This is a genomic window from Staphylococcus sp. GDY8P126P, from assembly GCF_017891965.1.
In the GTDB taxonomy this organism is placed as follows: Bacteria; Bacillota; Bacilli; order Staphylococcales; family Staphylococcaceae; genus Staphylococcus; species Staphylococcus saprophyticus.
In genome coordinates, this window is record NZ_JAESKG010000009.1 from 24,871 (window position 1) to 32,454 (window position 7,584).

General features: G+C 34.3%; 5 protein-coding genes and 2 pseudogenes. 4 read left to right on the forward strand and 3 right to left on the reverse strand.

Going from position 1 to position 7,584, the window contains the following annotated elements:
• Window positions 1-1,003 precede the first annotated feature (1,003 nt).
• Window positions 1,004-2,929: a heavy metal translocating P-type ATPase gene (locus KA893_RS11130; protein WP_070657144.1), complete on the reverse strand. Its 1,926-nt coding sequence runs from the start codon at window positions 2,927-2,929 to the stop codon at window positions 1,004-1,006.
• Window positions 2,930-3,231: 302 nt separating this feature from the next.
• The gene (locus tag KA893_RS11135; protein ID WP_000391495.1) at window positions 3,232-3,558 is read right to left on the reverse strand and encodes an ArsR/SmtB family transcription factor; all 327 of its coding nucleotides are present in this window, start codon (window positions 3,556-3,558) and stop codon (window positions 3,232-3,234) included.
• A gap of 206 nt (window positions 3,559-3,764) precedes the next feature.
• On the opposite strand from KA893_RS11135, the gene KA893_RS11140 reads away from it, so the two are divergent.
• A complete protein-coding gene (locus KA893_RS11140; RefSeq protein WP_001631039.1) occupies window positions 3,765-4,124 on the forward strand; it encodes a ZIP family metal transporter in 360 nt (119 codons plus the stop codon).
• Window positions 4,125-4,235: 111 nt separating this feature from the next.
• On the opposite strand, the pseudogene KA893_RS11145 reads toward KA893_RS11140, so the two are convergent.
• A pseudogene (locus KA893_RS11145) lies at window positions 4,236-4,574 on the reverse strand (cassette chromosome recombinase CcrA); the annotation flags it as partial.
• 8 nt (window positions 4,575-4,582) lie between these two features.
• On the opposite strand from KA893_RS11145, the pseudogene KA893_RS11150 reads away from it, so the two are divergent.
• From KA893_RS11150 to KA893_RS11160, 3 genes and pseudogenes are all read left to right on the forward strand, one after another.
• A pseudogene (locus KA893_RS11150) lies at window positions 4,583-5,221 on the forward strand (cassette chromosome replicative helicase); the annotation flags it as partial.
• 199 nt (window positions 5,222-5,420) lie between these two features.
• Window positions 5,421-6,770 carry a cassette chromosome recombinase CcrA gene (gene ccrA, locus KA893_RS11155; RefSeq protein WP_070657147.1) on the forward strand — a complete coding sequence of 450 codons (1,350 nt, stop codon included), beginning with the start codon at window positions 5,421-5,423 and terminating at the stop codon, window positions 6,768-6,770.
• Window positions 6,771-6,789: 19 nt separating this feature from the next.
• Window positions 6,790-7,584, forward strand: a 795-nt coding sequence (locus tag KA893_RS11160) for a recombinase family protein (protein ID WP_210125803.1), incomplete at its 3' end; no start/stop codon positions are given.

Here is a 7,584-nt window from a genome sequence, read left to right on the forward strand (position 1 = left end):
TTTGTGAGACCCTTCAGCGTATCGTTTTATACTAGGGTTTTTATAATAATAATGGTCCTTACATTTTCAAAGACTAAATTCACGTGTAGACATGTTGAATGCGTCTTATTAGGGTCTAATCTAATCAAACAAAAATTTAAGAGAGAAATCATATCTACAGGTTTTTTAACCAGAAGATTATTTTGATCTATTTCAAAAATTTTCAAACCGTTCTTAAAAGTGTATTTTTATAAACGTATGATAAAAGAGAAATTTTAGTCGCTTACTTCGTTTCAAGATATTACTGATACAATAAGGTTAAAAAATCGGTACGTTTAACAGAACAAGTGTAGGTATTATAATAAACGTTTTTGATTTTGATGAAAAATAAGCTGTTCAATTTTTGATTGAACAGCTTTACCTAGTTATCCTTACTTTTATTCTTTTACCCTCAAAAGGCGGAGAGCATTCAGTATTACAATAATAGCAGCTCCTGTATCACTTAATACGGCCATTCATAGTGTAAGTATTCCCAAGAATATCAGAACAAATGCCGCCAACTTTATTGTGATGGAAAACCAGGTGCGGTTGGGAAAATCCCCTTCCTGCGATTACCGTTCACAAACGCCCAAAAAGAGCAACTGGCCCTTTTAGCTCTGGGACTGTCTTGGCCTAGAGAAGGTAAAACCTTTCCCACTTAAAAGAACGGAAAAAGACGCTCTGTCCTGGCATTATCTTTGGCTCGACGCTTGCCCCCATACGGATATTAATCGTTTCGAAACTTTTAATACAGTCAATTTAACTTTTGAATGTAAACTGGCTGCCTTAAGTCACTGTTTATGATTTTATGCTTCCCATGCTCTTTAATTGCTTATTTGACCGCCCGTATGATAAAAACGGTATGCAAGGCATTGTTTTTACTCATAACATCTTTATTAGATTGCTCTGTTTTTTAGTGTCCAATGTTATGGGAGCATTGTAGAATCCACACTTCAAAGTTCATTCATGTCAATCGATTCGTTCATTATTTAGATCTTAATAATCGAAGTCCACTTAGTATAACAACTAAAGTACTTCCTTCATGAACAATTACACTGATTGTAATATCAGTTAATCCTAACAAACTAACGACAACTAAAAAGGCAACAACTGCCATTGAAAAAATAATATTTTGCCTAATAACACGACCCATATTTGAGGAAATTTTATGAGACTGTACTAATTTAGATAAATTGTTCTGCATTAAAACCAAATCAGATACTTCTACTGCCACATCAGTACCGCCCCCCATAGCTATACCAACATCAGCATTAACAAGGGCCGGTGCATCGTTCACACCATCTCCGACCATGGCAGTAACTCCAAATTTTTCTTTTTGTTCTTCTATAATTCTGGATTTATCTTCAGGCATTACATTAGCGATAACTTCGTCTATTCCCAATTGTTCGCCTACAGCTTTTCCCGTCATTTCCGAATCACCAGTAATTAAAGTCGTGTGGATACCAAGTTTCTTAAAGTAATTAACTGTTTCTTTAGCATGCTCATTCGGAATATCCATTAGAGCTATAATCCCAATAACTTCTTCATTTTCTGCTACGTATACAACCGTCTTTCCTTCTGATGCCCAATCATGATTGAACTGGGTATACTCTTCAGAAGCACTTTCAAAAGAAGTAGGCTTACCAATACGATAATTTTTTCCATTATAATCTCCTGTCAGACCTTTTCCAATTTGATTAGTAACTTCGATGTCTATTTTATTTTTAACTTCAAATTTTTCTAAAATAGCATTAGCGAGTGGGTGATTGGATTCCTTTTCAAGGGCGACTATAATATCAATAATATTTTCTTCGTTCACAGAATGAGTGAAATAGTAATTTGTTACTTTAGGTTCTCCGTTCGTAAGGGTTCCTGTTTTATCGAAGGCAATTGCATCTATATCCGCTAATTGTGATAGGTAAGTACTTCCTTTTGAAAGCACGCCTTTTTTAGCTAGGTTAGATGTTGTAGACAATGTTACAGATACAGTAGCTGCTGCCAAAGCACACGGTGAAGCTGCGACTAAAAGCACTAATCCCCTGTAAACACTTTGCGACCATGTCCAATCAAATAGAAAAGGAGCAAGTAACATTACTAATGGTATTGCGATTAAAACTATATTAACATATTTAGGCTCGAATTTTTGAATGATACTGGCAGCTTTTGTTTGATTATCTTGGTTTTGACTAACTAATTGTAAAATTTTAGAGAATACAGTATCCTTGTTTTCCTTAGTGACTTCCATAGTAAAAGTACCTGTTCCATTAATCGTACTTCCAAAAACTTCGTCACCGTTAGACTTCTCTTTCGGTATACTTTCTCCATTAATAGAAGATTCATCAATTGAGGTAGTACCGGATAAAATAATCCCATCAATTGGAACTTGATCACCGTTCAGCACTTGGAGTTGATCTCCAACTTTTAATTCACTGACATCAACAATTTTTGTGTTTCCATCAGGTAGGATTAATTTAGCTGTCGTTGGGTTCATTTCGAGTAGCTTAGTAATTTCTCTTTTACTTCTTCCTTCAGCGTAATCTTCAAGAAAATGAGCGCCGGAAAAAATAAGTATCAAAAGGGTTCCTTCCCAAAAACTCCCTATCAGAGAAGCCCCGATTGCAGCTAATCCCATTAGAATATGAGAATTAGGAGTGAATTTTCCCTTTAATTTAGTATTTTCAACTGTCTCTCCAATTCCTTCGAGAATAATTACATGGTAGCCGGCTGTGATTGTGGCAATTGAAAATAAGATGTTTTGTATTAATAAATTTGCATCACTTAAAAAAAGCCCAATTATAGCCAACACTAAGCCAATAAAATATGAAATAATTGGCATTTTTCCGTGATCATGATCATGACTATGATCGTGGCTATGACTTTCGTGTGCTTGTTGCTCTTGAATATTTTTCATTTCTATCACCTTTCTAAATAAATATGATATATCGGGTTCCAATATATTCGCAGTAAGCTTTACTAAACCAGGACGTTAATTGACCACATCCAAACTTTTTGTATCCAATAATACATCCTATGAATTTATCAACCGTATTCACTAACCCTCTCTGCTACACCCATCTCACTTTCCTTCGAGATATCATACAACGCTTTCCATTCTGTTTTTTTGTTTTCCATATCCATTGCAAAATCCCCTTTTCATATAACAATATTAATGACGTGAATTATTATTAACACTCATTACTGGTTTACGGAATACTAGTGATGACAGGCGTGATCGATCGCCTGTTTTAGCATATTCATAGTATGTTCATCATCATGGGAATAAAACAATGTTGTGCCTTCCCTTCGGAATTTTACTAACCGTAAATTTTTCAAGAACCGCAATTGATGGGAAACTGTTGATTGTCTAAGATGTAGCGTTTCAGCAATACCGTTTACCGAATACTCCTTATAAAAGAGCAAATGGAGAATCCGGATTCTCGTAGGATCACCTAACGCTTTAAATGTTTGCGATACGACAAATAATGTTTCATCATCTAAGTCCTTATTATTTACTTCCTCTAATTCCTTTTTTTCTTCCATTATCCTTCCCTCACTTTAGGTTTCAATTCAAAACCTTATATATAATAATCACTATTTATCTACATATATTAATATATGTTCATATATATGATATAACAATCTGAATAAAGAATCAAATAATATTTAATATGAATTCATATATTTTGTTTTGATTTTTTAGAGTAAAATAAACAAAGCCTTTTTAAGAATAGTGGGATGAGTGCAGTATGGATGATCGGGCGTTAGCTTCCGCACTTGGAATTGGTGTTGGCGGTGGACTCGCTTGGATAATGGAAGGTTTTCAAAGTGGTCATGGCTTTATTTATTCATTATGTGCAGGCCTTATAATTGGCTTATTATTTTTTGAAATGATTCCGGAAAGTATTGAATTAGGCGGGTGGGTAATTTTACTCGGTGGAATAGCAATAGGCTTAGTATTATTCCAATCCATTCATCTATTAATGGATAAAATTACAATTATCACTAATAGTCATCAAAAAGATATTTTCGTTCGATCGGGGGTACTTTTAATTATCAGTATAGCAATTCATAATTTCCCTGTTGGCAATATTCCTTTATTTGTGTAATTTGACCATTAATACTAAATTTATCAATGTCTTGAGAAATTGTTGAAACTCTAACATAACATCCTACAGATTTTCTTTTCATTTCTTTCATATTTTTCATCCTTTCATTAATTAAGCAATCGATGATTGCGTAGCTTGGTTTACAATGTTTAGCGGTTCATTTTTGAAATAGATTCCCACAAGGCTTTTGTTTTTAGAAATATGAATTTCATCAATATATCGGTATAACATGCTTAACGTGAAGTGTTGTTGAATTACATTTTCAAAAGACCTTTGAATTTGTTGCTCATTTATTGATAGTGTTGGTTTTGATTGTTGAAGTAACGATTGAGATTGTTTTCTGAACGTTTCTGCATCGATGGCTCCTTTAGCTAATTTATCTATCAATTGTTCTTGTGTAAGTGTGCTCCTAGTTTCTAGGGCCCTTTGTTTTTTGATCCGTTTTTGAATTACATCATTGGTTTAAAGATAAATTGAAGGATGAAATAAATAATACTGGTATTCGTATGTTTAAGCGCTATGCAGCTATCACTACTTCGGCCAAGATTCTCAGTCATGTTTTACCTACAGATATTGATATCGCTAAAATAAGAGACTACTTTATTGATTATCATGCTCATACAGTCTCTGAACGATCACTGGCAGATAAAGCGATCGAAGTCATTACGCAATTTGTAGCACAAAACCGTGGTAAGTTTTCTGATGACAAAGCGTTAAAGAATATGATGGAGAACCATGGACTAATTGCCTTAAAAGATGAGTATATCGAAGTCAAAATCATTGCATCTGTATTTAAAAATATGTTGATAGAGAATCATTTCCAAGATGTCAACAATGTCGTGAATGCACTAAGGGATAAAGGATATATCGAATCTGACCGTGATCGAATAACTACGAAAAGAGCAGTCAAAGATGACTATGGCAAGAAACAGTCACTTGTCTTTTATCATTTAAAGTTAGATTCAGAGTATGCATCAATTCTTGGACTAAACAAAGAAAATGGAAGAGTTCAAAATAAGACTAAACAAGAGTTCGAAGAATCAATACCAGATGTAGAGTTCATCAAGTCTAATGTCATAGATTATTCTGATTTTTAATTAAATAAAGTATTAACATAAATCGATATGAGTACTGGAGTAGATAAAATGGATGAATTGATTGAATTACTAGCTGATTTAGTCGTTGAAGAGCTACAGAACGATAATTAATCATTACGGTCCAACGTGTTAAAAGCACGTTGGACCTTTCATTCTAATTTGCTCACAAATATATATTATCTTTTTGGAGGTGTATAACATGGAAGAAGCCATTGGTTACTTACGTCAAAGTACACTCAAACAACAATCTCTAGCAGCACAGAAACAGACCATCAAAGCACTAGCCAAAAAACACAGTATTAAACAAATCACTTTTTACAGCGATAAGCAATCAGGACGCACTGATAAGCGGAATGGTTATCAACAAATTATTGAACTGATTCAACAAGGACAATGTGACGTATTATGCTGCTATCGTCTGAATCGACTTCATCGTAACCTAAAAAATGCATTAAAACTCATGAAATTGTGTCAAAAGTATCATGTTCATATCTTAAGCGTTCATGATGGCTACTTCGACATGGATAAAGCATTCGATCGACTAAAACTCAACATTTTCATCAGCTTGGCTGAACTAGAATCAGATAATATTGGAGAACAAGTCAAAAATGGCCTTCGGGAAAAAGCAAAACAAGGTAAACTGATTACGACCCATGCACCCTTTGGCTATCACTATCATAACGGTACTTTCATGATAAACAACACAGAGGCACCAACCGTAAAAGCTGTATTCAGTTATTATCTTCAAGGCTATGGTTATAAAAAAATTGCACAGTACTTAGAAGCTGACGAGAAATTCATCAATCGTAAACCCTATCAAGTACGTAATATTATCATGAACCCCAATTATTGTGGTCGAGTCATTAATCAATACGGACAATATGACAACATGTGTCCTTCTATTGTTTCGACAAGTATATATGAAAAAGCTCAAGCGATACGGTCACAGAAACAACTCAAACAGACATCGTCAGCTAATCGACTCAAACAAAAAATCAAATGTCCTTTTTGTAATTCAACACTTACCAATATGACAATTAGAAAAAAGCACCGTACATTACGTTATTATGTCTGTCCCCAAAATATGAATGCATCTCGTTTTGTCTGTGAATTCAAAGGAATCAACGCACAATCATTAGAAGCGAGTGTCTTAGCTACATGTCAAGACTTCTTTCAAAATCAACATCTGTATTCAAAAATCAACCATACAATCCAAAAACGACTCAAAAAACAAAAAGACATAGAAGCTAAAAGTACAGTCACGCAAGAACAACTGATAGAAAAATTAGCCCAAGGTAAAATTGATGCAGAAACATTCAGAGAACAAACGCAATCATTTCGACAACAGTCAAAACCTATAACATCAATCCATACGCATCAAATTCAAAAGGCTTTACAAAATGTCATGCAACAACGTTTCACATTAAACATGTTGTACCCTTACATTGATGAAATTCATATTACTAAAAATAAAATACTTACGGGTATCTATTTCAAAAATGAACCCTTAAACATCGTCAATCAAACAGCACAATCATCGATTGCTTAATCAGAAAGGATGAAAAATCATGCAACAACTCAAACAAAAACGTGTCGGTATCTATGTCCGCGTATCAACAGAAATGCAAAGTGCAGAGGGTTATAGTATCGATGGGCAAATCAATCAAATCAAAGAATATTGTAACTTCCATCATTTCGAAGTCAAAGATATATACGCTGATCGTGGTATTTCAGGAAAGTCTATGAACCGTCCTGCACTACAACGTATGTTACATGATGCGAATGAAGGTCATATAGATTGTGTTATGGTGTATAAAACAAATCGACTTGCACGTAACACATCAGATTTGCTCAAAATTGTCGAAGATTTGCATAAACAAAATGTCGAATTTTTCAGTTTGTCTGAACGTATAGAAGTCAACACTTCTTCTGGTAAACTCATGTTACAAATACTTGCGAGTTTCTCAGAATTTGAACGTAATAACATTGTCGAGAACGTATTCATGGGTCAAACCAGACGTGCACAAGAAGGCTATTATCAGGGGAATTTGCCGATAGGATATGACAAAATACCAGATAGTAAGCACGAACTGATGATTAATCAACATGAAGCCAATATTGTGAAATATATCTTTGAATCTTATGCCAAAGGTCATGGTTATCGTAAAATAGCCAATGCACTCAATCATAAAGGTTATGTAACTAAAAAAGGCAACCCTTTTAGTATTTCAGCTATTACTTATATTCTCTCAAATCCATTTTATATCGGCAAAATTCAATTCGCAAAATACAAAGATTGGAATGAAAAGCGTCGTAAGGGATTGAATGATAATCCAGTAATTGCTGAAGGTAAGCACTCCCCT